The 20,887-nt window shown below is 74.0% G+C and carries 16 protein-coding genes; 6 read left to right on the top strand and 10 right to left on the bottom strand.

Annotated elements, in window-relative coordinates:
- Positions 1-118: 118 nt before the first annotated feature.
- The 3 genes from ACIBPC_RS13155 to ACIBPC_RS13165 are packed head-to-tail and all read right to left on the bottom strand — an operon-like array spanning position 119 to position 3,360.
- Complete coding sequence (locus tag ACIBPC_RS13155) at positions 119-1,030, bottom strand: carbohydrate ABC transporter permease (protein ID WP_362968022.1); 912 nt, start codon at positions 1,028-1,030, stop codon at positions 119-121.
- Positions 1,031-1,032: 2 nt separating this feature from the next.
- Positions 1,033-1,968: a carbohydrate ABC transporter permease gene (locus ACIBPC_RS13160; RefSeq protein WP_398843736.1), complete on the bottom strand. Its 936-nt coding sequence runs from the start codon at positions 1,966-1,968 to the stop codon at positions 1,033-1,035.
- Between the two features lie 21 nt (positions 1,969-1,989).
- Positions 1,990-3,360 carry an extracellular solute-binding protein gene (locus ACIBPC_RS13165; protein WP_398843740.1) on the bottom strand — a complete coding sequence of 457 codons (1,371 nt, stop codon included), beginning with the start codon at positions 3,358-3,360 and terminating at the stop codon, positions 1,990-1,992.
- A gap of 291 nt (positions 3,361-3,651) precedes the next feature.
- Here ACIBPC_RS13165 and ACIBPC_RS13170 point away from each other — a divergent pair, with 291 nt between their 5' ends.
- Positions 3,652-4,674: a LacI family DNA-binding transcriptional regulator gene (locus ACIBPC_RS13170; RefSeq protein ID WP_398843742.1), complete on the top strand. Its 1,023-nt coding sequence runs from the start codon at positions 3,652-3,654 to the stop codon at positions 4,672-4,674.
- A gap of 12 nt (positions 4,675-4,686) precedes the next feature.
- On the opposite strand, the gene ACIBPC_RS13175 is transcribed toward ACIBPC_RS13170, so the two are convergent.
- A complete protein-coding gene (locus tag ACIBPC_RS13175; RefSeq protein ID WP_362968026.1) occupies positions 4,687-5,247 on the bottom strand; it encodes a histidine phosphatase family protein in 561 nt (186 codons plus the stop codon).
- 187 nt (positions 5,248-5,434) lie between these two features.
- Between ACIBPC_RS13175 and ACIBPC_RS13180 the strand changes: the two genes are divergently transcribed.
- Positions 5,435-6,721 carry an acyltransferase gene (locus ACIBPC_RS13180; RefSeq protein ID WP_398843746.1) on the top strand — a complete coding sequence of 429 codons (1,287 nt, stop codon included), beginning with the start codon at positions 5,435-5,437 and terminating at the stop codon, positions 6,719-6,721.
- A 230-nt stretch (positions 6,722-6,951) separates the two neighbouring features.
- Here ACIBPC_RS13180 and ACIBPC_RS13185 read toward each other — a convergent pair whose 3' ends face one another.
- Together ACIBPC_RS13185 and ACIBPC_RS13190 are read right to left on the bottom strand one after the other, a co-directional pair.
- Complete coding sequence (locus ACIBPC_RS13185) at positions 6,952-8,145, bottom strand: MFS transporter (RefSeq protein WP_398843748.1); 1,194 nt, start codon at positions 8,143-8,145, stop codon at positions 6,952-6,954.
- Positions 8,146-8,213: 68 nt separating this feature from the next.
- Positions 8,214-9,665, bottom strand: a complete 1,452-nt coding sequence (locus ACIBPC_RS13190) for a PLP-dependent aminotransferase family protein (RefSeq protein WP_398843751.1) — start codon at positions 9,663-9,665, stop codon at positions 8,214-8,216.
- On the opposite strand from ACIBPC_RS13190, the gene ACIBPC_RS13195 reads away from it, so the two are divergent.
- Positions 9,664-10,572, top strand: a complete 909-nt coding sequence (locus ACIBPC_RS13195) for a DMT family transporter (RefSeq protein ID WP_398843753.1) — start codon at positions 9,664-9,666, stop codon at positions 10,570-10,572. The two genes, ACIBPC_RS13190 and ACIBPC_RS13195, sit on opposite strands and share 2 nt — an antisense overlap.
- Positions 10,573-10,594: 22 nt before the next feature.
- On the opposite strand, the gene ACIBPC_RS13200 is transcribed toward ACIBPC_RS13195, so the two are convergent.
- Positions 10,595-11,848, bottom strand: a complete 1,254-nt coding sequence (locus ACIBPC_RS13200) for a glycoside hydrolase family 10 protein (RefSeq protein WP_398843756.1) — start codon at positions 11,846-11,848, stop codon at positions 10,595-10,597.
- A gap of 346 nt (positions 11,849-12,194) precedes the next feature.
- Between ACIBPC_RS13200 and ACIBPC_RS13205 the strand changes: the two genes are divergently transcribed.
- The gene (locus ACIBPC_RS13205; protein WP_398843759.1) at positions 12,195-14,861 is read left to right on the top strand and encodes a cellulose binding domain-containing protein; all 2,667 of its coding nucleotides are present in this window, start codon (positions 12,195-12,197) and stop codon (positions 14,859-14,861) included.
- Between the two features lie 109 nt (positions 14,862-14,970).
- Entirely contained in the window at positions 14,971-15,867 is an 897-nt protein-coding gene (locus tag ACIBPC_RS13210) for a 3-hydroxybutyryl-CoA dehydrogenase (protein WP_362968033.1), read from the top strand.
- 274 nt (positions 15,868-16,141) lie between these two features.
- Here ACIBPC_RS13210 and ACIBPC_RS13215 read toward each other — a convergent pair whose 3' ends face one another.
- Positions 16,142-17,155, bottom strand: a complete 1,014-nt coding sequence (locus ACIBPC_RS13215; protein WP_398844365.1) for a Ku protein — start codon at positions 17,153-17,155, stop codon at positions 16,142-16,144.
- A gap of 30 nt (positions 17,156-17,185) precedes the next feature.
- On the opposite strand from ACIBPC_RS13215, the gene ligD reads away from it, so the two are divergent.
- The gene (ligD, locus tag ACIBPC_RS13220; protein WP_362968034.1) at positions 17,186-18,076 is read left to right on the top strand and encodes a non-homologous end-joining DNA ligase; all 891 of its coding nucleotides are present in this window, start codon (positions 17,186-17,188) and stop codon (positions 18,074-18,076) included.
- On the opposite strand, the gene ACIBPC_RS13225 is transcribed toward ligD, so the two are convergent.
- Together ACIBPC_RS13225 and ACIBPC_RS13230 are read right to left on the bottom strand one after the other, a co-directional pair.
- Complete coding sequence (locus tag ACIBPC_RS13225) at positions 18,073-18,903, bottom strand: SDR family NAD(P)-dependent oxidoreductase (protein WP_362968035.1); 831 nt, start codon at positions 18,901-18,903, stop codon at positions 18,073-18,075. The two genes, ligD and ACIBPC_RS13225, sit on opposite strands and share 4 nt — an antisense overlap.
- A gap of 168 nt (positions 18,904-19,071) precedes the next feature.
- Entirely contained in the window at positions 19,072-20,763 is a 1,692-nt protein-coding gene (locus tag ACIBPC_RS13230) for a thioester domain-containing protein (RefSeq protein WP_398843761.1), read from the bottom strand.
- Positions 20,764-20,887: the final 124 nt, after the last annotated feature.

The raw sequence follows: 20,887 nt of genomic DNA on the forward strand, positions 1-20,887 counted from the left end.
CTTGCGGGATGGTGCGGGGGGTGGCGCGCGGAAGGGCGCAGCCCTATCGCACCACGGATTTACATCGATGTACAAGCCCATTCCGGCGGCCCTTGAGGGCCGCCGGAAGCGGGTCGCGTCAGGCTCCGCCGAGGCCGGTGGTGGCCACCGAGCGGACGATCCGGCGCTGGAAGAGCAGGAAGACGACGATCAGCGGCAGCGCGGCGAGCAGGGCCGAGGCCATGGACTGCGCGTACTGGATGCCGTACGTGTCCTTCACCGTCGCGAGGCCGACCGGCAGCGTCATCAGGTCGGGGTCGTTGGTGACGATGAACGGCCACATGAAGTTGTTCCAGGCGCCGATGAACACGAAGATCGACACCGCCGCCACGATCGGCCGCGACAGCGGCAGCACGATCGACCAGAAGACCCGCAGGTCGGAGGCGCCGTCGATCCGGGCGGCCTCCTCCAGCTCCCGCGGGATGCCGTCGAAGAACCGCTTGAGGATGAACACCATCATCGGGGCGACCACCTGCGGCAGCACGACCGCCGCGTAGGTGTCGACCAGGTTGAGCGTCAGCATCTCCTGGAACAGCGGGATGATCAGCAGCTGCGGCGGCACCATGATCGACGCGACGGTGACCGCGAGCAGCGCCCGCCGCCCCTTGAAGGTGCCGCGCGAGAAGCCGTAGGCGGCCAGCGTGGACACGACGATGGTCAGCGCCGTCACCAGGACGGCGATCAGGATGCTGTTGAACGCCCAGGTCGTGAGGTTGCCGCGCTCGAATATCTGCTGGTAAGAGTCCAGGGTCAGCGCGCCCTTGAACGGCCACAGCCCCGGCGAGGCGGCGTCCTCCTCCGTCTGGAAGGAACTGGCGACGGCCCAGGCGAACGGCGCGAGCCACACGACGGCCGCCACGAGGAGCGCGCCGCCCGCGAGGACGCGCGGCAGGCGTCCCGCGCCCAGCATCATCGGCGATCCGGAGCGTTCCCTGGCGCCCCAGGCGCGCCGGGCGCCGCTGCGCCGCGGAGAGGTTGCGGTAGCTGACATGGTCAGTCCTCCTGGCGGAAGAAGCGGAGCTGCGCGAGGGACACGATGATCACGATCGCGAAGAACACATAGGAGATGGCGGAGGCGTAGCCCAGCCGGTAGCCGGTGAAGCCGACGTCGTAGACGTATTCGAGGACCGGCCGGGTCGATCCGTTCGGCCCGCCCTTGGTCAGGATGTAGATCTGGTCGAAGACCTTGAGCGAGGCGAGGATCTGGAGCATGCCCACCAGCGCGGTGGTGCGGCGCAGCTGGGGCAGCGTGATGGACCACAGCCTGCGCCAGGCGCCCGCGCCGTCCAGAGAGGACGCCTCGTACAGCGTCTCGGGCAGCGCCTGGAGGGCGGACAGGTAGAGCAGGAAGTTGAATCCGGCCGTCCACCAGATGGTCAGGGCGGCGATGGCCCACATGGCGACGTCCTCGTCGGACAGCCAGCCGACGGGGCCGATGCCGACCTTGTCCAGCACCTGGTTGGCGAGGCCGAGGTCGGGCTGGTAGATCCAGGACCAGATCATGGTCACGACGGTGACCGGCATCAGGTACGGCGCGAAGAAGGCCAGCCGCCACACCCACTGCCCGGCCAGCCCGGTGTGGACGAGCAGCGCCATCACCAGGGCGACGAGCACCAGCGGGATGCTGGACGCGACGGTGAAGAAGAGGGTGTTGCCGAGGCTGCTCCAGACGTCGGGGTCGCTCAGCGCCTCGGTGTAGTTGTCCAGGCCGACGAACGAGGTGTCGCGCAGGGCGAGCGACTTGTCCGTCAGGCTCATCCAGACGCCCTGGACGATCGGCCAGACCATGAAGGCGGCGAAGACCAGCAGGAAGGGCAGGACGAACGGCCAGCCCCTGCCGCGGCGGGGACGCCGGACGGGGCCGCCGCCGCGTGCGGGGCCGCCTGCCGCGGGGGGTGGCGCGGTGTCCAGGGAAGCAGTGGTACTCATGTCGAACGCTCCTTCGCGCGGTCAGGCCACCGGGTCGGGCTGGTCGAGCAGGGTGGCGCACTCGCGGACCATCTGCTCGACCGCGCCCTCGGGTGAGGTGTTGCCGAGCAGCGCCGACTGGAGCGGCTGGCTCATGCGGTTCTGGAAGTTGGAGCCCGCTCCGGCGAACCAGTTGGGCGGGTCGAAGACGGCGATCTCGCCCGCGGCGGCGTAGGACGACTGGATGCCGAGGCCGGCGTACTCCGGGGCGCTCACGATCGGCTGGTACGCGGGTATGTGGCCCGCCTGGGCCCACGTCATGCTGCGCTTCAGGATGGACGCCACGTAACGGTGCGCCTGCCGCCGCCGCCCGGCGTCGGGGCTGTCCTGGTGCGGGAGGACGAAGCTGTGCGCGTCGGCGTAGACGGCGGGGTGCTCGAAGACCTGGAGGAACGGCGCGGCGCCGAGGTTGACGCCCGAGCCCTGCAGGGTCGGCAGCTCCCACTCGCCGAGCATGATCATGCCGGCCCGGCCGCCCATGAAGGCGGCCATCGCGCCGTTGTAGTCGAGGTTGCCGGGGTTGGGGCTGCCGCCGAACAGGCGGGTCATGAACTCGACGACCCGCAGCGCCGCGTCCTCGTCGATCTGCGGCGTGCCGCCCTCGGGGAGGGTGAACTCGGCGCCGGTCTGGGCGTAGAGACCGAGGAACTGCCGCCAGTTCTGCGCGGTGTCGTTGACGTGCCCGAAGACGATGCCGGGCCCGCCGGTCAGCTCGGCGAGCGCCTCGCCGGCCGCGTACACCGCGTCGGGGGAGCCCATGGGGGCGAGGGCGCCCGAGGTGTCGAGGAGCCCGGCGCGGTCGGCGAGGTCCTGGTCGTAGAAGACGATGAACGGGTGGGTGTCGAGCGGGACGGCCCACAGCTTGTCGCCGTCCTTCACGCGGCTCCACACGGCGTCGGTGAAGTCGGCCTCGGTGACGCCGAACTCGGCGAGCAGGTCGAGGTCGAAGGGGTCCACCAGCCCGCCGGGCGCGTATCCGGCGAGGCGCGAGAGGTGGCAGATGGCGACGTCGGGGGCCCGGCCGCCGGCGGCCGACATGGCGAGCTTCGTGTAATAGGACGGGCCCCACTCCAGGGTGGTCCGGTCGATGTCGAAGCCGTCCCTCCCCCGGGACACGGCGTCGACCATGTCGTCCATCAGCATGCCGTCACCGCCGGAGAACGGGTCCCAGACCTTGAGGGCGTTCGGGCCCGACGAGGCGGCGGGCGAGGCGCAGGCGGCGAGCGGGCCGCCCGCGAGCAGGGCGGCGGTCCCGGCGAGGCCGAGCCGCAGGAAGCCGCGCCGGCCAGGACGCGCGGCGCTTCCCTGGCCGGGCGCGGACGGTCCGCCCGGCGCGGACGATGGGTGGTTCATCAGTGACCTTTCGACACGGGCCCGGTGGCGGGAGGGACGCCACGGCGGACCGGTGTCGGAACAGCCGGTCACGGGCGTCGTCGCCTGCCGGGGCCACGAACCCCGGTGCGGCCGCACCGGCGACCGGTGCGGGTGCACCGTTTTTACATCGATGTACACCATCTGTAAAGACTTCGGCCCCCTCGGGATCCCGGGCACGACGGAGCGGTACGGCGGGCGGACCGGACGTGACGATTCCGCCGCCGGCGGGCCGCGTAGGATGCGGGACGCGCCCAGTTCAGGGGAGGTGACGTGGCGAGACCGAGGATCAAGGACGTCGCGCGGCGCGCGGGTGTGTCCGAGAAGACCGTCTCCAACGTGATCAACGACTACGCGCACGTCTCGGAGAAGACGCGCAGCGCGGTGCGCGAGGCGATAGCCGAGCTGGGCTACCGGGTCAACCTGGCCGGGCGCCACCTGCGGCGCGGCCGGACCGGCATCATCGCGCTGGTCGTGCCCGAGCTGACCATCCCGTACTTCGCGGAGCTGGCCACCCAGGTCATCCGCGACGCGGAGCGGCGCTCCCTGACCGTGCTCGTGCACCAGTCGAAGGGCAGCCACGAGCACGAGCTGGCCGCGCTCGACGGCTTCGGCTTCGACTTCACGGACGGCCTGATCCTCTCGCCGCTCGCCCTGACCACCCAGGACATCGCCGAGCGCACCGGCACGCTGCCGACCGTGCTGCTCGGCGAGTACCTGGAGGAGGGCGCCGACCACGTGGCGATCGACAACGAACTGGCCGCCCGCGAGGCGACGGAGCACCTCCTGGCCCTCGGCCGCCGCAGCATCCTGGCGCTCGGGGGCCGCGACGCGCCCGGCACGGGCACCGCCGAGGCGCGCACCCGCGGCTTCCGGGCCGCGCTGGAGGCGGCGGACATCCGGTACGACCCGGCCGACGTGCTGCCGGTGCCGGAGTACCGCATCGGCGACGGTGTCGCGGCGCTGCGGGCCGTCCTGGCGGCGGGGCGGCGGCCGGACGCGGTGCTCTGCTACAACGACCTGCTGGCGCTGGGCGCGCTGCGGGCGCTGCACGAGGCGGGTCTGCGGGTTCCGGCGGACGTGGCGGTGATCGGTTTCGACGACGTGGAGGCGGGCCGGTTCAGCGTGCCGAGCCTGACGACGGTCGCGCCCGACAAGGCGGCGGTGGCCCGTACCGCCGTGGAGCTGCTGGTGCGGCGCATCGAGGGCGGTTCCCGGGACGACGGGCCGCGCAACGTGGTGGTGCCCCACCGGCTGCTGGTCAGGGAGAGCGCGGGCCAGGCGCCAGGACGGTGACGGCGGTGCCCGTCAGCCGATGCGCAGGCTCCAGCGGCCCCGGCCGCCGCTGAGGCTGACGACCGACAGCGGGTGCACCTCGGTGCGCCAGTACGACTGCGGCGGGGCGCCGAGGGCGTAGAGCATCGCCGCCCGGATGACGGAGGACTCGGTGACGGCGACGACGTGCCCGTCGTGGTCCACCGGCCGGGTGTCGAGCCAGCCGCCGATGCGGGAGACGAACGCGAGCAGCGCCTCGCCGCCGTGCGGGGCGGAGCGCGGGTCGGCGAACCAGGCGTCCACGGCGGCGGGTTCGCGTTCGCTCGCCTCGCGCAGGGTGAGGCCCCGCCAGCGGCCCATGTCGCAGTCGCGGAGCGCGGGCTGGGCGAGGGGGGCGAGTCCGAGTGCCTCGCCGGTCTGGCGGCTGGCGGGGGTCGGCGAGCAGTAGCGCAGCTCGGCGGCGGTGAGGGGGATCAGGGCGGGGATGGCGCGTTCGAGGGTCCCCCAGGCCGCGATGTCCAGCGGGCGGTCGTCGCCGAACCGGGTGTCGAGGAGGGGTGTGCTGCGGGCAGCGGCGACGAGCGTGACCAGCATGGCTCGGATCGTACGAGCATTCGATGAAGGTGACTACCGCGCGGACGTAAAACCCGCGTACGTTCCCGTGTGCCCCGGCTGACCTGCGGTGACGCGGCCGGTGGTGTTCCCGGCCACCCGTCCGGAGCCGGTGCGGTGGCCGCGCGCTGCCGGGCGCGGTGCACTGGAGCGGGTGACCGGAGGCGCCGTGACGACTGGCAGGGGCCGCAACAGACCCGCCGATCTGCTGCGCGTGACCGCCATCGGCGCGGTGGTGGTCGGGCACTGGCTGCTGACGGACGTGACGTACCACGACGGCCGCCTCTCGGGCCGCGACGCGCTGCGGTACGTGGACTGGGCGCCGTGGGTGACGCTGGTCCTCCAGGTGATGCCGGTCTTCTTCGTGGTGGGCGGGTACGCGAACGCGGCGTCCTGGTCCGCGCGGCGGGGGCGCGGCGAGCGGGGTACGGGGTGGGTGCGCGTGCGCGTGCTGGGCCTGCTCTTCCCGGCGGCGGTGTACGTGGCGGTGGCCATAGCGGTGGTCTCCGTGGTGGTGCTCTCCGGGGTGGCGCGGCGTGAGGAGCTGCGGGAGGCGGGGTGGTTCGTCGCGCTGCACCTGTGGTTCCTGCCGGTGTACCTGGTGCTGATCGCGCTCACCCCGGCGCTGTACGCGCTGCACCTGCGGTGGGGGCTGTGGCTCCCCGCCGGGATCGCCGTGGTCGTCGCCATGGTGGACACGCTGTCGCTCGGCGCCGGTGTGCCGGGGGTCGATGCTGCCAACTACCTGCTGGTGTGGGGCGTGATGTATCTGTGGGGCTTCTCCTGGTACAGCGGATCCCTGGTGCGGCCGCGCATACGGTCTGCCGCGCTGGGAGCGGGAGGGGCCGTCCTGCTGGCCGCCCTGCTGGTGTGGGGGCCGTTCCCCGTCGCGATGATCGGTGCGGGTACGCGCGTGGAGAACACCTCCCCGTCCTCCATCGCCCTGCTGGCCTTCGCCGCCGCCCAGACGGGGCTGCTGCTGACGGCCGGTCCGCTGCTGGACCGCTTCCTGGCCAGGCCCGCGCGGTGGCGCCGCGTCTCCCGTGCCAACACTGCGGTACTGACGGTCTATCTGTGGCACATGGTGCCCGTGATCGCCGTCGCGGTGGCGCTCTACCCGACCGGCATCGCGCCGCAGCCGACGATCGGGTCGGGTGCATGGCTGGCGCTGCGCGTGCCATGGGTCGCCCTGCTCGCCGTACTGCTCGTGCCGCTGGTGCTCCTGATGCTGTGGGCGCAGCGCCCGCTGCGCCGCCTGCCCCCGGGGATCGGCCACCCCCGGCGCTGGTCACCTGTCCTGCTCGGCGCGGGCACGCTCGTCTGCGCCGTGGCGCTGGCGCGCTTCGCCGCCGCGGGCTTCGCGCCCGGCGGCCGCCTCGCGTGGCCCGTACTGCTCGTCCTCGCGGCCGGGCTGGCACTCGTGCTGCTCTCCGGGCGGGAGACGGCGCCCGCCTGACCCCGCCGCTGCCGCTGCCCGTGATGTTTCTCGTGCTGCCCCGCCGGAGTGATGGCCCGGGGGGGCACCGAGGCCGGGGTGTCCGTCGGAGACGCTGAGGAAAGGTCCGGGCACCCGGTCCCGGCGCGATGCCGGGCGGTTCGCGGGCGGCAGGTCCGCACGACGTGCTGCCTGGGCGCGACTCCCGGGCCGGGGCCGCCACCGTCAGCCTCCTTGGAAAGGGTTCCCCGTCACCGGCCGGGGCCGCTCGCCGCCGCGCGGTCCCGCCAGGCCGGGACGAGGGCCGGGAGCATGAGGAGCGCGGTGAGGACGAACGCCCAGGAGTGGCCGGTCGCGTCGGCCACCGCGCCGAAGCCGACCGCGCCGACACCCATGCCCCCGTCGTAGGCGATGTTCCACAGGGCGGTCACCGTGCCGTACCCGGACAGCGCGACCCGGGAGTACATCAGCGTGAGGGTCGCGCTCTGGGTGATGCCGAAGCCGGCCCCGAACAGGGCCGCGCCGACGACGACCGCGGCCGGGGAGCCCGTGAGGGCGATGAGCAGGATCCCGGTGGCCGAGGAGGCAAGACCCGGCACGAGCAGCCCGGCGGCGCCGTGCCGGTCGGCGCGCCTCCCGGCGACCCAGCGGGCGGCGGTCGCGGCGGCGGGCTGCACGAAGAGGGCCACGGCGACCACGCCCGCGTGCTCGGGCGCCACCGCCGACGGCAGGAAGGTGACGACGATCCCCGCGCCCACCGCCGTCACCGCGAACACGGCGGTGGGACGGCCGAGCGCGCCGGTCCTGGCCGCCGCGAGGATCCCGGGCGGCGGTTCGGACGCCGCCTCCCTGCCCGGCAGGCCGGGGACGGCGGCGATGGAGGCCAGGGCGGCCAGGGCCGCCACCCAGCAGACGGGCCCGTACCCCGTGTGCAGCGCCAGCCAGGCCCCGAGCGGCAGTCCCACCAGCGACGGCACGCCGCTCATGACGCCGATCAGGGCCAGCCCCTCGCCACGGCGCTCCCGCGGTATCAGCTCCGCCGTCAGCGCCCCGCCCGCCACCAGGGCGAACGCGAAGCCGATCCCCCGGACGAGGCAGACCGCCACGAGGCACGCCGCGCTCTGCGACACGATCAGGGCAAGCGCCGGAGCGCCCAGCAGCAGCAATCCCGCCCCGAGCAGCAGGCGGTAGCCGCAGCGCGCCGCCAGCCACGGGGCCACCAGTTCGCCGGCCACGGTCGCCAGCATCAGCGTGCCGGTGGCCAGACCCGCCATGCCGCTGCCGCCGCCCGGCGCGCTCTGCGTGTACGCGGGGACCGCCGACAGCATGAGGTGGAAGCTCGCCGAGGAGCCGACGACCGTCACCAGCCGCAGGAGCAGCGGACGGGTCACCAGGCGCGGCCGCGCCTCGGCAGCCCGGTCCCCGGGAGGGGCGGAGGAGGCCATGGGGCGGCACCTTAGGGCGCGGGCCGCCCGGCGGCCACCCGTTTTCCCCCTGCCGCCAGGGCGGTTGCTCAGGAGTGGGCGCGTCCGCCCGGCCAGGACGCGTACAGGCGCCGTACGCCCTCGGCGATCTCGCGGGGACCTGTGGCGGAGGCGATGCCGAGTCGCAGGAACGGCGCGGGCGGCTCGGCGGCGAAGTACGGGCGGCCCGGTGCGACGGACACCCCGGCGCCGAGCGCGGCGGCGGCGAGCGCCGTCTCGTCGGTGCCGTCCGGGAGGGGCAGCCACACGTGGAAGCCGCCGCGCGGCAGCGGCGGGACCGTGACCCCCTGGGGTGTCCCCGTGGCCAGCGCGGCGCCCATCGCCTCACGCCGCAGCCGCAGTTCGCGGGCGACCGTGCGCAGGTGGCGCGGCCAGGCGGGGCCGCCGACGAGGTCGAGGGCCGCTTCCTGCAGCGGGCGGGCGACGAAGAAGCTCTCGACGGTCTGGATCGCCCGGAGCCGTTCCGCCACCGGGCCGCGCGCCGCGATGGCGCCGACGCGGAAGCTGGGCGATGTCGCCTTGGTGAGCGAGCGGATGTGGACGACGGTGCCGTCGGGGTCGTCGGCGGCCATGGGCGGCGGTGCGGGCGGGGCGTCCTCGTGGGCGAGCATGCGCGCGTAGTCGTCCTCCACCACGAAGGCGCCCGCCGCGCGGGCCACCGCCAGTACGGCGCGGCGCCGTTCGGGGGCGAGGACGGCGCCGGTGGGATTCTGGTGCAGGGGCTGGCAGATCAGTACGCGGGCGCCGCTGGCGGAGAACGCGCGTTCCAGCAGATCGGGTCTGATGCCCTCCCCGTCCACCGGTACGGGCACGGGCCGTACGCCGGATGCGCGGGCCACGGCCAGTATCCCCGGGTAGGTCGGCGACTCCACGAGGACCGGGGACCCGGGGGGTGCGAGTGCGCGCAGCGCGGTGGTGATGGCGCTCTGGCCGCCCGCCGTGACGAGGACGTCGGCGGCGGTGAGCGTGCCCGTGCCGCCGTCGATCTCCCGGGCGAACCAGGCGCGCAGGTCGGTGAGCCCTTCGACGGGCGGCCGGTCCCAGGCGCCCGGCCGCCGTCCGGCGCGCGCGAGAGCTGCGGCGAGGGCGCGTTCCGCGCGCAGCCCGTCGGGGAGGTAGCCGCCGCTCAGCTCCACCGCGCCGGGGGGCGGGGCGGCGAGCGTGGCGAGGACGCCCCCGGCCTCGACGGTGCGCGGGACCTCGCCGGACAGCTCGGCGCTCAGGGTGACCTGCTGCCAGGACGTGTCCCCCGTGCTCCGGCCGGTGGCGCGCGGCTGCGCCCGGAAGGCACCGGCGCCCGGCCGTGTGACGACGAGCCCCTCGGCGGCCAGCGCGGCGAGGGCGCGGGTGACGGTGACGGGGCTGACGCGGAAGCGTTCGACGAGCGCCCGGCTCGACGGCAGCTTCTCCCCTGCCGAGTAGCGGTGCAGCTCTCCCCTCAGGAGCGCGGCCAGCTCACCCTCACTGCTACTCTGTTTCATGAGAGCACAGAGTAGCGCTACCGCCCCCGCCGCGATAGCGGTCCCGCCCCCCGCCACCGGGGGGACCGCCCTCGCGGCCCTCGGCGTCGTCGCCTTCTCCCTCACCTTCCCCGCCACCGTCTGGGCCATGGACGGCCTCGGCCCGTGGACCACGACCTGGGTACGCGTCACCCTGGCCGCCGCCATCGCCGGCTGCTGCCTCCTGGCGGTACGCGCCAGGCCGCCCGCCCGCCGCCACTGGGGCGGCATCGCCGTCGCGGCGGCCGGATCGGTGACCGGATTCCCCCTGCTGAGCACACTGGCGCTACAGACCTCCGACGCCTCGCACGCGGCCGTCGTCGTCGGACTCCTCCCGCTGGCCACGGCCGTCTACGCGACGACGCGTGCCCACAGCCGCCCCTCCCCCGTCTTCTGGATCGCCGCCGGTGCGGGCGCGGCCCTGGTGGTCGGCTTCACCGCCGCGCAGAGCGGGGGCGCGCCGACCCTGGGCGACGTCTACCTCTTCATCGCCGTCCTGCTGTGCGCCGCGGCGTACGGCGAAGGCGCCCGGCTGAGCAGGGAGTTCCCCGGCTGGCAGGTCAACGCCTGGGCGCTGCTCCTCAGTCTCCCGCTCGCCGTCCCCGGCCTGGCGATCGCCCTGCTCGCCGAGCCCGCCACCCTCACCCCGCGCACCGTCACGGGCGTGCTGTGGCTGGCCGTCGGGTCCGGCATCGTGGGTCTCGCCGTCTGGTACCGGGGGCTGGCTCGCGCGGGCATCACCCGTGCGAGCCAACTCCAACTCGCCCAACCGCTGCTGACGCTCCTGTGGTCCGTCCTACTGCTCGGCGAACACCTCCCCGCCGAGACCCTGGCCACCGCACTGGGCGTCCTGCTCTGCATCGCGGTCACCCAGCGCTCACGCGGCTGACCACCACCTCCGGCGCCCGGCGTCACGCACCGGGCCGGTAGTGGTCCTCGTACACCCGCGTCAGCGCACCCAGCGGGTCGGCGGCGACATGGCGTGCGGAGTAGAACACGTTGCCCCGTACCTGCGGGTGCTCGGCGCACAGCGTCAGGTGCCGCGACAGCTCCGCCGGGTCCTGCCAGGCGGCGGCCTGTGCGGGATCACCCACCTTGTATGCGGCCTCCCCGATCCACAACCCGACCCCGGTCCCGTCCGCCACGTCCGCCCACCACCGCACCAGCGTCGCGTAGTCGGCCGCCTCATAGCCGATGTGCCAGTACACCTGCGGCACCACGTAGTCGATCCACTCCTCGCGGACCCAGGTGCGGACATCGGCGTACAGGTCGTCGTACGTCTGCACGCCGCCGCGCGTGTCGGAGCCGAGCGGGTCCGTCGAGCTGTTGCGCCACACCGCGAACGGGCTCACGCCGAACACCGCCGACGGCCTGATCTCCCGCACCCGCGCCGCCATCTCCCGCACGAGCAGGTCGATGTTGTGCCGCCGCCAGTCGCCCCGGTCGCCGAACCCGCCGCCGTGCTCGGCGAACGCCGCGTCGTCGTCGAACTCCTCGCCCGCCACCGGGTACGGGTAGAAGTAGTCGTCCCAGTGCACGCCGTCGAGGGGGTAGCGCTCCACCGCGTCCGCCATCGCGTCCTGCACGAACGCCCGCACCGCCGGAATCCCCGGGTTGTAGTACAACCGCCCGCCGTACCGCACGGTCCACTCCGGGTGCTCCCGCGCCGGATGCCCCGCCGCCAGCCGCCCCGGGTCGTCGTGGAACGCCACCCGGTACGGGTTGAACCACGCGTGCAGCCGCAGCCCCCGCGCGTGCGCCTCGGTGACCGCGAAGTCCAGCGGGTCCCACCCCGGGTCACGGCCCTGCACCCCCGTCAGCCACTCCGACCACGGCTCGTGCGGCGACGGCCAGAACGCGTCGGCGGTCGGACGCACCTGGAGCACCACGGAGTTGAGGCCCCGCGTGACCGCCGTGTCCAGCAGTCCGGTCAGCTCGGCGCGCGCGGCGGAGGCGGACAGCCCGGTGGCGCTCGGCCAGTCGATGTTCGTCACGGAGGCGATCCACATGCCCCGCGTCTCCGTGGTCGACCGCGCGGCGCCGCGCGCGTCCGCCGTGGCGGGCAGCCGCAACCGCCCCGCCGCCTGCGCCTGACGGAGCGTCAGCAGACCGGTCACCGTGCCGATGGCCGAGAAGGCGAGGCTCCGGCGCGTGAGGTGACGCATCACTTCTCCCCTGTCGTTCCGTCACAAGACGTGTGTCCCGCCCAGCGTGACCGACCCGCCGTCGTCATACCCCGGTGACACACCCCTTATGGGAACGACATTCGACGGCTAGCATCGTCGCCACGCGCGAATGGGAGCGCTCCCACACGCCTGCGTACGCCTTCCCCCCCCCCCCCCCCCCCCCCCAACCCCCCCCCCCCCCCCCCCCCCGGGGGGCCCCCCCCGCCCGGGGCCCCCCCCCCCCCCCCCGGCGGCCCGCCCCCGGCCGCCCCCCCACCCTGCCCCACCCTCCATCCACACGCCACGGCCGCCGCAGGGCGGCCACGCCCGGAGAGGAGCACCAACCGTGCGCACAGGGAGACCGGCCGCGGCACTCATCGCCGCCGCGGCACTCACCGGCGGCCTGCTCACCGCGGGTACCGCCCCGGCCCAGGCCGGGGCGCGGGCCGCCGAACGGGCCGCCCCCGCCCAGGCCGCCGCCGACTACACCTGGGACAACGTCCAGATACGCGGCGGCGGTTTCGTGCCGAGCGTCGTCTTCAACCGGTCGGAGCCCGACCTCGTCTACGCGCGGACCGACATCGGCGGCGCCTACCGCTGGGACGAGCCCGGCCAGGAGTGGATCCCGCTCCTCGACCACGTCGGCTGGGACGACTGGGGCCACACCGGCGTCGCCTCCGTCGCCACCGACCCGGTGGACCCCGACCGCGTCTACGCGGCCGTCGGCAGCTACACGAACGACTGGGACCCCGGCAACGGCGCGATCCTCAGGTCGTCCGACCGCGGCGAGACCTGGCGGACCACGGAGCTGCCGTTCAAGCTCGGCGGCAACATGCCGGGCCGCGGCATGGGCGAGCGCCTCGTCGTGGACCCGAACGACAACGACGTCCTCTACCTCGGCGCCCCCAGCGGCGAGGGCCTGTGGCGCAGCACGGACGCGGGCGTCACCTGGGCGGAGGTCGCCTCGTTCCCCAACCCCGGTGACTACGCGCCGAACCCGTCGGACACGTCCGGGTACGAGAGCGCCCTCGTCGGCGTGGCCTGGGTGACGTTCGACCCCGCCTCGGGCACGGCGGGCAGCCCGACGCCGACGCTCTACGCGGGCGTCGCCGACCTCCAGGAGAGCATCTACCGTTCCACCGACGCGGGCGCGACCTGGGAGGCGGTCCCCGGCCAGCCCACCGGCTTCCTGCCGCACAAGGGCGTCCTGGACGAGGCGACGGGCGACCTGTACGTGGCGACGAGCGACGACGCGGGCCCGTACGGCGGCGCGGACGGCGAGGTCTGGCGCCTCGACACCGCGACCGGCGCGTGGACCGACATCTCCCCCGTCCCGGCGGGCGGCGACCGGTACTTCGGCTTCAGCGGCCTGAGCGTGGACCGGAGCAGCCCCGGCACGCTGATGGTGAGCGCCTACAGCTCGTGGTGGCCGGACACGCAGTTCTTCCGCTCGCGCGACGGCGGCGACACGTGGACGCGCGCGTGGGAGTTCACGAGCTACCCGAACCGCGACAAGCGCTACGAGATCGACATCTCCGAGGTCCCCTGGCTCGACATGGGCGCGCAGCCGCAGCCGCCCGAGGAGGCGCCGAAGCTCGGCTGGATGACGGAGGGCCTGGAGATCGACCCGTTCGACTCCGACCGGATGCTGTACGGCACGGGCGCGACGCTCTTCGGGACGACGGATCTGACGGCCTGGGACCGCGACGAGACGCTGACGATCCGCCCGGTGGTGGACGGCCTGGAGGAGACGGCCGTCCTCGACCTGGCGAGCCCGCCGAGCGGCGCGGAGGTGCTGAGCGGCCTCGGGGACATCGCGGGCTTCCGGCACACGGACGTCGAGGAGGTGCCGGCGCGGGCGTTCCCGTCGTTCGGGACCACGACCAGCCTGGACTTCGCCGAGCTGAGCCCGAACGCGGTGGTGCGCGTCGGCAACCACGTCGGCGAGGGCACGGCGCCGACCGTCGCGTTCTCGACGGACGGCGGCGCGAACTGGTTCCAGGGCACGGCCCCGGCCGGGGCGCACGGCGGGACGGTCGCGGCGGCCGCGGACGCGAGCCGTTTCGTGTGGAGCCCCGAGGGCGCCGGGGTGCACTACTCGGTGGGCTACGGGACGTCGTGGACCGCCTCGCGCGGCATCCCGGCGGGCGCGCGCGTGGAGGCGGACCGGGTGGACCCGGACGTCTTCTACGGCTGGGCGGACGGCACGTTCTGGGTGAGCACGGACGGCGGCGCGTCGTTCACGGCGTCCCCGGCGGCGCTGCCGGACGAGGGCGGCTACTTCGCGACGGTGCCCGGGAGGCAGGGCCACGTGTGGCTGGCTGGCGCGGAGGGCGGGCTGTGGCGTTCGACGGACGCGGGTGCGACGTTCACGGAGGTGCCCGGCATCGACGCGGACACGATCGGCTTCGGCCGGGCGGCGGAGGGCGCGGCGTACCAGGCGCTGTACAGCAGCGGCGTGGTCGGCGGCGTGCGCGGCATCTACCGGTCGACGGACGCCGGGGCGACCTGGCTGCGGATCAACGACGACGAGCACCAGTGGGCCTGGACCGGCGCGGCGATCACGGGTGACCCGAAGGTCTTCGGCCGGGTGTACGTGAGCACGAACGGCCGGGGCGTCGTCTACGGCGACAGCGGGGACGGCGGCGGCGGTCCCGAGGAGCCGGGCGGCCCCGGCGAGCCGGGCGAGCCGGGTGACTGCGCGGTCGCGTACCGCGTGACGGGGCAGTGGTCGGGCGGCTTCCAGGGCGAGGTCAGGCTGACGAACACCGGTGCGGCCCCGCTCAGCGGCTGGGAGCTGGCCTGGGACTTCCCGGCGGGCCAGCGCGTCAGCCAGCTGTGGAACGGCTCGTTCACCCAGTCGGGGGCGACCGTGACGGTCTCCCCCGCCGCGTGGAACGCGACGCTGCCGCCGGGCGGTTCGGCGACCGTCGGCTTCCTCGGCAGCTGGTCGGGCGGCAACCAGGCGCCCGCCTCGTTCACGGTGGACGGCGCCCCCTGCGCGGCGTCCTGACACCCGGCGGCGGACGGGCCCGGCGATGCCCCGGGCCCGCCCGCCGCCGCGGCGGGGGTACGGTCGTCCTGCACATGACCGAGGGGACGACCAGCGAAGGGGCACGCGAGTGGACGGCCTGGGGAACGGTCCGGGGAACGCCCCGGCGGACGGCATCGGACGCGTCGGCGTCGTCGGCTGCGGCCAGATGGGCGCGGGCATCGCGGAGGTGTGCGCGCGGGCGGGTCTCGACGTCCGCGTGGCGGAGACGACCGGCGAGGCGCTGGAACTGGGCCGTACGCGCCTGGTCAACTCGCTGGACCGCGCCGTCGAGCGCGGCAAGGCGACGGCGGCGGAGCGCGACGCCGCGCTGGAGCGGCTGTCGTTCACGACGGATCTGGGCGAGTTCGCCGACCGCGATCTGGTGATCGAGGCGGTCGTGGAGAACGAGCAGGTGAAGACGGAGATCTTCCACCTCCTCGACCAGGTGGTGACGCGTCCCGACGCCATCCTCGCGTCCAACACGTCGGCGATCCCGCTGGTCAACCTGGCGGTGGCGACGAGCCGTCCCGCACAGGTGCTCGGCATCCACTTCTTCAACCCGGCGCAGGTGCAGCGGCTGGTCGAGCTGGTGCCCGCGCTCACGACGGCGGAGGAGACGGTGGCGCGGGCCGAGCGGCTCGTGACGGAGGTGCTGGGCAAGCACGCGATCCGCGCCCAGGACCGGTCGGGGTTCGTGGTGAACGGGCTGCTGGTGCCGTACCTGCTGTCGGCGATCCGGATGTTCGAGTCGGGCGCGGCGGGCCGCGACGACATCGACCGCGGGATGGAGCTGGGCTGCGCGCACCCGCAGGGGCCGCTGAAGCTGGCGGACCTGATCGGTCTCGACACGGTCGCCTCCATCGCCGAGTCGATGTACCAGGAGCACAAGGAGCCGCTGTACGCGCCTCCGCCGCTGCTGCTGCGGATGGTCGCCGCGGGCCACCTGGGCCGGAAGTCGGGCGCGGGGTTCTACGCGTACGCCTGAGCCTGCGGGTACGGTCGGCGGCCTGTCGGGCCTGGCGGGGGGGCTGCGTCCGCCCGGCAGGACGAGCGTCGTGACGTCGATGCGGCTTAGGCCCCCGTCAGTGCGGAGCGTCGCCGGGGGAAGGGCGTCCTCCGGGACGATGCCGTGCTGACCGGGACCTCGCGAGCGCTGCGGCGGGGCTGCTCGCCATGGCGAACGGCCTCGGGGCGTGCGTCCCGGGCGGCCGGTCCCGACCCGCCGCCCGGAGCAGCCGTTCCCAGGCGGGCGAGGCGGGTCAGGAGGCCCGTTTGCGGGTGGCGGTCTTCTTCTGCGCCGTCTTCTTCTGCGCGCTCTTCGCCGGGGCCGCCTTCTTGCCCGTGCTCTTCTTCGCCGCGCCCTTCCCGCCCGCCGTCTTCCCGGCGGCCGCCTTCTTCGCCGGGGCGCGCTTGCGGGCGGGCTTCTCCCCCGCCCCGCCCTCCCCCTTGATGGGGTGCACGGTCGCGTCCCCGCCCCCGGCGCCCTCCTCCTCGCCGCGCCCGGCGCGCGCCTTGCGGACGCTGTCCTCCAGCGCCGCCATGAGGTCTACGACCTTGCCGCCCCCGCCTTCGGCCTCCTTGGCCTGCTCGGGTTCGACTCCGGCGAGCTTGGCGTCCGCGAGCGTCTCGACGGCCTCGCGGTACTCGTCGTGCAGGTCGGCCATGTCCACCTCGCCGAGGGTGTCCATCAGCGTGTCGGCGAGGTCCAGCTCGGCGTCGCGGACGGTGACCCGTTCGGTGGGCGCGAGGCCGGACGCGGAGCGGATCTCGTCGGGCCACAGGAGCGTGTGCATGCCGAGGACGTCCTCGTCGAGCGCCCTGACCAGCGCGAGCGTCTCCCGCCCGCGCATCGCCAGCTTGGCGATGGCCCCCTTATCCGCGCGGCGCAGCGCCTCGCGCAGCAGCACGTACGGCTTAGCCGCGCCCGTGTCGGCCGTCAGGTAGTACGACTTGTCGAGCTGGTAGGGGTCGATGGTGCTGACGGGGACGAAGCCGAGGATCTCCACCGTCCGCGCGCTGGGCAGGGGCAGCAGGGCCAGGTCGTCGTCCGTGAGCTGGACGAGCGAGCCGTCCGCCGTGACGAACCCCTTGCCGATCTCGTCGCCCGAGACCTCCTCGCCGTCCAGCTCGCACACCTTGCGGTACCGGATGCGTCCCTCGTCGGCGGTGTGGATCTGGCGGAACGAGACGGAGTGGTTCTCGGTGGCGCTGACGACCTTGACGGGGATGGTGACCAGCCCGAAGGAAATCGATCCCTTCCATATGGTGCGCAACATTCGCCCCTTTCGTGCCAGTCTCAGGGTATGCCTGTCGTCACGGTCGAGGGTCGCCGTCTGCCGCTGTCCCACCTGGACAAGGTGCTCTACCCGGACGGCACCACCAAGGGCGAGGTGCTGCACCACTACGCCTCGCACGGCGCCGTCCTCCTCCCCCACCTCAGGGACCGGCCGCTGAGCCTGCTGCGCTATCCGGACGGCCCGGAGGGGCAGCGTTTCTTCACCAAGAACGTGCCGCCCGGCACCCCCGACTGGGTGAACACCACGGACGTCCCCCGTTCCGGCGGCGGCACGCTGCGGCAGGTGATGGTGCAGGACCTGCCCAGCCTGGTGTGGGTGGCGAACATGGTCGCCGAGCTGCACACGCCCCAGTGGCACGCGTCCACGCCCGGTGTCGCGGACCGGCTGGTCTTCGACCTGGACCCGGGCGCCCCCGCGACCGTCGTGGACTGCTGCCGCGTCGCGCTGTGGCTGCGGGAACGGCTCGCGGCGGACGGCCTGGCCGCGTACGCGAAGACGTCGGGGTCGAAGGGCCTGCACCTGCTGTGCGCGCTGCGGCCCGTGCCGTCGGAGCGCGCCTCGGCGTACGCGAAGGCCGTCGCCGTCGAGGCCGCGGCGGGACTGCCGGGCCTGGCCATCGCCGTCATGGCCAGGCAGGAACGGCCGGGGAGGGTCTTCATCGACCACAGCCAGAACGCGGCGCGGAAGACGACCGCCGCCCCCTACACGCTGCGGGCGCGCGCGGCGGCGACCGTGTCCGCGCCCGTGACCTGGGAGGAGGTCGCGGACTGCGCGGACCCGGCCGACCTCGACATCCGCCTGCCCGACCTGCCGGGCAGGCTGGCGGCGTACGGCGACCTGATGCGCCCGCTCACCACCCGCCGCGCCGCGCGGCCCCTCCCTGAGCCGGGCTCCTAGACGAGCTGCGGCGCGCCGGTCAGCCGGAGGCTCCGCTCCCACAGCAGCTCGCGCGCCGCCGGGTCGTACGCCTGCTCGTCCGCCCGCGCGTCGTCCGTACGGTCGAAGAAGCGGCCGGTGACGCCCGCGGTCTCCTCGCCCACGACGAGGCGGCGGGTGGCGGCCACGCCGGTCTCCACCGTGTCCACGCTGCGGCCGATCCAGTCGCGGACGAGCTTGGTCGGCATGTACGTGCCGGGGTGCAGGCTGGTGAACGTCACCTCGTCGGCGGGGACGCGTTCGGCGAGGTGGAAGGCCGTCATGACCTGGGCGAGCTTGCTCTGCCGGTAGGCGCGCGCGCCCTCGTAGCCGCGGGTCAGCATCAGGTCGTCGAAGTCGATCGCCTGCTGCCCGAGGGAGGCGACGAACACGACCCGCGCGGGGGCCGACGCGCGCAGCAGCGGGAGGAGTTCGAGGGTGAGGAGGAAACCGGCGAGGTGGTTGACGGCGAAGCGCAGCTCGTGGCCGTCCGCGCTGGTGCGGCGGGTGACGCCGTCGGGCTCGCCGCCGCCGATGCCCGCGTTGTTCACCAGGCCGTCGAGCCGGTCCGCCGTGTCCCGTACCTCGGCGGCCATGCGGCGCACCTGGGCGAGGTCCGCGAGGTCGGCCAGCACCGTCCGGGGGGCGGGCGCGCCGAGGCCGGCGACCTCGGCCGCGAGCCGGTCGAGCCTGGCCCGGTCCCGTCCGTGGAGGATCAGCGCCTCGCCGCCGGCCGCGAGGTCGAGCGCCAGGGCCCGGCCGAGGCCGTCGGTGGCCCCGGTGACGAGGATGGTGCGGGACTCGGTCATGGACGAACCCTCCGGTACGCGCGGTGAACGGTCACGTGCGGCCCGTGCGGCGGGGCCACGGGGGCCACTCTAATTCGAGACGCGGCGTCCCGGTACAGGGCGCCCCCCGCCGCCGCGCGACGGGGGCGGGGGGCGTTCCGTCCGCTCAGGGACGGCCCAACGGCCCGGTCACTTGTGGCACTTGCCCCCGTGCTTGTCGCACTTCTTCTTGGGGACGTACTTGTCGGTGACGGTGACGGTGTGGGCGGTGCCCTCGGTGATGACCGTGGTGACGGGCTCGATCCGCGGGCCGGAGGGGAGCAGCACGTGGGCGTTCTCCCCGGTCTGCGTCTCGGTGACGGTGCAGCGCGTGCCCGCCGGGATGTCCTCGATGGCCTGCGCCGTGTAGGTGCCCGCCGGGGTGCCGCCCTCGATGGTGAAGATCTGGTCGTACATGCCTGACGGGTCGTCGCACTCGGTCTCGATGACGATGCCGCCCTGCTTGCCCGCCCCCGGTCCGATGATGCGCTTGACGACCTGGAGGGAGCCGGAGCCGCGCGCGTACGTGTCGGTGACGGAGACGTCCTGCGTCTCGCCCGCGACGATGGTGACGCTGCCCGGCTCGATCATCGGTTCGCCGACGAGGTCGACGAACTCGTTGTCGCCGTCGGCGGTTTCGGTGACGGTGCACAGGCTGCCCGCGGGGATGCCGGTGATGACGCGCTCGTGGTCACCGGCGGGGGTGCCCGCCTCGAAGGTCAGGACGTGGTGCTGGTCGAGGTCGGTGTCCGGGTCCTGGTCGACGCAGTCCACCTCGACGACGACCTCGCCCTGGCGGCCCGCGCCGTCGCCCAGGATGCTCTTGGTCACGCGGAGGCCGCCCGCCGCGTACGGGACGAGTTCGGCGCCCGCGCGGACCGTCAGCTCGGCCTCCTGGGCGAGGATCAGGGTCTGCGCCTCGGCGAAGCCCGGGTTGGAGCCGTCGTACAGCAGCGCGTTGCCGACCAGCACGGTCTGCGTGCGCTGGAGGACGAACCCCTGCGGCCGCTCGTCGGAGACGCTGCGCGCCCACAGGTCGGTCCCGGGCTCCACCTCGTCGCCGTCCTGGAGCCGGTTCGCGCCCTCGGGGTCGGTGAAGACCTCGACGCCGCCGACGGTCTCCAGGACCGCGGGGCCGTCGCCCGTGACACGGAAGGGACCGGCGATCTCGCCGGTGTCCGGGACGTACGCGAAGTCGGGGGTGACCGTCAGCTCCGGCTCGTCGGGCTCGGGGCTCGGCCCGTTGGCCAGCGCGTCCGCGACGATCGCCTCGGTGAACGGGCGGACGGGGCTGTCGGTCGCCAGGACCAGGCGGTCGGTGAAGAACCAGATGGCGGCCTGCACGGCGGCGGCGCGCTGGTTGTCGTTGGCGGCGCCCGCGGGCTCCGCCGTGACGGGGAAGTAGTTCAGCAGGATGTACTCGACGTACCCGAGGTTCGGGACGTTGGCCTCGGACCACTCGCCGAACTCGTAGTGGATGCCGACCTCGGTGTCCACGTCGAGGTCGATGCAGTAGGACAGCGCGGTCGTGCCGTTCCTGTCCTGGATCTCGATCGTGCCCGCGAACGCGACGGGGTCCGCCGTGGAGCCGTCCGGGATGCCCGCGGGGTAGCCGCCCAGGGGGTCGAAGTCGTCGGGCGCGTCATAGGCGGACAGCGCCGTGCCGTTGACGGTCCCGATGATGGTCGCCTCGGTGAACAGGCCCGCGGGGCCGGCGGCCCGCTGCTCGGGGATGATCCGCGCGGCGGCCCCGCCGGTCGTCCCCGCGGTGAGGAACACGGCCGCGAGGCCGACCACCAGCGCCCGGAACAGCCGGTGCGCCTTCTGTCTCCGTACTGTCATACAGACTCTCACCCTTCCCGATCACCTGCTGATTGCCCACGGTTGTCCGGGCTTTGCAGATCGGGAGGAACTATAGCAATGCGGAGAAAAATGGACATGAAACCGCCGCCCCGCCGGGAACTGG

Source organism: Streptomyces sp. NPDC049879 (assembly GCF_044461265.1).
In the GTDB taxonomy this organism is placed as follows: Bacteria; Actinomycetota; Actinomycetes; order Streptomycetales; family Streptomycetaceae; genus Streptomyces.

Coding starts and splice junctions, on each gene's coding strand:
- ACIBPC_RS13195 (WP_398843753.1), top strand. CDS start 9,664: ATGAGAGCACAGAGTAGCGCTACCGCCCCCGCCGCGATAGCGGTCCCG.
- ACIBPC_RS13225 (WP_362968035.1), bottom strand. CDS start 18,903: ATGACCGAGTCCCGCACCATCCTCGTCACCGGGGCCACCGACGGCCTC.
- ACIBPC_RS13175 (WP_362968026.1), bottom strand. CDS start 5,247: ATGCTGGTCACGCTCGTCGCCGCTGCCCGCAGCACACCCCTCCTCGAC.
- ACIBPC_RS13200 (WP_398843756.1), bottom strand. CDS start 11,848: ATGCGTCACCTCACGCGCCGGAGCCTCGCCTTCTCGGCCATCGGCACG.
- ligD (WP_362968034.1), top strand. CDS start 17,186: ATGCCTGTCGTCACGGTCGAGGGTCGCCGTCTGCCGCTGTCCCACCTG.
- ACIBPC_RS13185 (WP_398843748.1), bottom strand. CDS start 8,145: ATGGCCTCCTCCGCCCCTCCCGGGGACCGGGCTGCCGAGGCGCGGCCG.
- ACIBPC_RS13165 (WP_398843740.1), bottom strand. CDS start 3,360: ATGAACCACCCATCGTCCGCGCCGGGCGGACCGTCCGCGCCCGGCCAG.
- ACIBPC_RS13160 (WP_398843736.1), bottom strand. CDS start 1,968: ATGAGTACCACTGCTTCCCTGGACACCGCGCCACCCCCCGCGGCAGGC.
- ACIBPC_RS13155 (WP_362968022.1), bottom strand. CDS start 1,030: ATGTCAGCTACCGCAACCTCTCCGCGGCGCAGCGGCGCCCGGCGCGCC.
- ACIBPC_RS13230 (WP_398843761.1), bottom strand. CDS start 20,763: ATGACAGTACGGAGACAGAAGGCGCACCGGCTGTTCCGGGCGCTGGTG.
- ACIBPC_RS13190 (WP_398843751.1), bottom strand. CDS start 9,665: ATGAAACAGAGTAGCAGTGAGGGTGAGCTGGCCGCGCTCCTGAGGGGA.